This is a genomic window from Coleofasciculus sp. FACHB-712, assembly GCF_014695635.1.
GTDB lineage: Bacteria > Cyanobacteriota > Cyanobacteriia > Cyanobacteriales > FACHB-T130 > FACHB-T130.
Window position 1 is genome coordinate 1 of record NZ_JACJOQ010000289.1, and the last position, 2,637, is coordinate 2,637.

3 protein-coding genes are annotated in these 2,637 nt (G+C 47.5%); 1 reads left to right on the forward strand and 2 read right to left on the reverse strand.

What is annotated here, in order from left to right:
* The coding region (locus H6F50_RS07735) for a PhzF family phenazine biosynthesis protein (RefSeq protein WP_190428095.1) at nt 1-680 on the reverse strand (680 nt) is incomplete at its 3' end.
* A gap of 483 nt (nt 681-1,163) precedes the next feature.
* On the opposite strand from H6F50_RS07735, the gene H6F50_RS27880 reads away from it, so the two are divergent.
* Nucleotides 1,164-2,138: a septal ring lytic transglycosylase RlpA family protein gene (locus H6F50_RS27880; protein WP_347277145.1), complete on the forward strand. Its 975-nt coding sequence runs from the start codon at nt 1,164-1,166 to the stop codon at nt 2,136-2,138.
* A 76-nt stretch (nt 2,139-2,214) separates the two neighbouring features.
* On the opposite strand, the gene H6F50_RS07745 is transcribed toward H6F50_RS27880, so the two are convergent.
* A partial coding sequence (locus H6F50_RS07745; protein ID WP_190428097.1) for a chorismate-binding protein occupies nt 2,215-2,637 on the reverse strand: 423 nt, incomplete at its 5' end.

Here is a 2,637-nt window from a genome sequence, read left to right on the forward strand (position 1 = left end):
GGATCTTCGGGAATTCCTGCATACTCGGCAAACACGCGCACGCTCAAGTTATTCTCTGGATGATAAGTTTCAGGGCAGAAAACCAATATACATTTGCCTTGAGTATGACTAACTAAATCAAAATATTTGTCCTTATTTACCTTAATTCGCTTTAAGGATTGGTGCGTTTTCAAGGGAACGATAATAAAGGGAACCCCGGTAGAAACTTCTTGAATTGGGAATCGAGGATCTATCTCGCTGGTTTCTAAATTCAAAACTTGGGCAAGTGTCTCTCCCTCGAAGGTTTGGGTAAAAATCGGTGGTTTTTGCTGCATCCACACCCATTCTACTCCTTGCTCTGCGTAATGCAGCGATACGGGAATTTGCCCAACTTTCAGATTTAAAATTAAGTTTTCAACCGGCTGATTAATAATTTCTTGCTGCAAAATATAGGCGGTTCCTAAGGTAGGATGACCCGCAAACGGTAATTCTTGCTCTGGCGTAAAAATCCGCACATCATAACCTCCTTCTCGAACATTAAGAGAGGTTATAAAAGTAGTTTCTGAATAGTTCGTTTCTTTAGCAATTCGTTGCATCTGAGCATCAGAAAGCTCACCGGCATCAGTAAAAACTGCTAGCTGATTACCCGTGTATTTTTCTACGGCAAATACATCAACAATGTAAAACTTGAGGGGCTTCATACTTGTCAAAATCGCTGCTATATGGTTTATTAGCAAAAGGCTGGGATCGCGTCTAAATGCACAACTCAGCCAGAGGGCAGATATACCAAATAAGGAGGTTGGTATACTAGAGAACGTTTGCAAATCCAGAGTGCATTGTAACTAAAGATTTTTTTGCCAATGCCATTTTTCGGACTTGTTTGGGTAACTTCTTGGGTCAGCTGTTTTTTCTCTAACCAGGCGTTGTCGAGTATACCTGATTACCTCTCGATAACACTTCCAGCCAAGGTTTTTTCATCTGTCAATAATCCCCTGGATAGCGATAAACCTCTGTTTATTCAGGCTGTAGGAACAGGGGCACCCCACTCTTATTTAAGTGGTTTACACTCTCAGAAATTCAGTGCGTTCTTGCCTTCCTGGGATTTCCAGATAGGAGGAAATCAGAGCCAATCTTCATCAAACAAAGCCAAAACGCCTGAACAATCTAGGCGGAAGCTTGAAACGGTGGATAATGTGCTTTGCCGCCCCGGCTCGGCACCCACAAAGGAAGCGCCAGTAGCACCAACTATCCTATCTCAGTCGGCTTCAGGGGTTGAAGTTCCTGTCGGTCGAGCGTCAAAGCCGAGTTTTCCAGACAGAATCATGCAGGTGATGCAGAATTTATTGAAATTGCCTGCTTGGACTGAATCTCGCGATACAACGCCTTCGCCGGTTGCAGTCGTTCAGATTCGCGACAAAGGCACATCGGGCGATCGCTTAATCAATGAAAAAATTGGAAAACGGCAAGGTCTGTGGATGTCCTTGGCTGGGCGCAAAAGTAAGAGCGTTGCCACATCTAGCGGAGAACCGGAGCAGTTTCAAGTCTGGGTGAAGGGACATTTGGTGGCTCAAATCCCCGAAAAACCCCAAGCTGAACGATTTGCCAAGCGCGTTGCGCAACTCCTGCAAAACTCCGATGTTGACGCTTCGCAACTGAAACCAACGCTGGTGGATGGGAAGCCGGGGGGTAAGCTAGGCAACAACCAGTTGTTTGTAATTGACGACGCGATCGCTGCCGACTTCAATCGCGATCGCCAACTCTTGGCAATCGAATGGGTAAATAATCTCCGCCTCGCCTTGGGAGAAACGCCTTTAACCTTGGTGGAAGCTCAAGCCCAAATGCACGGATTAACCCAGACAGATACCAAACTAGAGGGTTTAGCTTCTTGGTATGGGGGTTATTTTCACGGACGCCAAACGGCAAACGGTGAAATCTATAACCAGGATGCACTGACAGCGGCTCATCCCTCTCTGCCTTTTAATACCTTTTTGAAAGTGACAAACTTGAAAAATGGGGATGCTGTCATCGTACGGGTGACTGACCGTGGCCCCTACATTGCGCCGAGAACGCTGGATTTGTCGCGGGGAGCCGCTCGTTGCGTTAAGAGCGAAGAGGTGGGCGTGATTCCCTATGAAGCGGTCGTAATGAAACCGCTCTAACCTCGATCGAGGGCTGTTCTTGAAAAAAAGACGCGATGATTAATCGCGTCTCTACACTCCATTAACGGTTTAGCCTCTATTCAAGACAGCGGATAGCCTCTAGCAAGCCTTTGGCTTTGTTAAGGGTTTCTTGGTACTCAGTTTCGGGGCGAGAATCGGCAACCAAACCTGCCCCCGCTTGGACTGACACCTGATGTTTCCCACTGGCTTGAGAACGAACAACCATCGTGCGAATCGCGATCGCTGTATTTAATTGCCCCTCAAAGTCATACCAGCCATATGCCCCTGAATAAGGGCCACGACGGCAGGGTTCGAGTTCGTGAATAATCTCCATCGCCCGAATCTTGGGGGCACCGCTGACGGTTCCGGCGGGGAAGCAGGCTTTGAGTAAATCCCAGGCGGTTTTATCGGGCGCGAGTTCTCCCAGCACGTTGCTGACGATGTGCATCACATGAGAGTAACGCTCGATTAGCATCAATTCATCGACTCTCACCGTGCC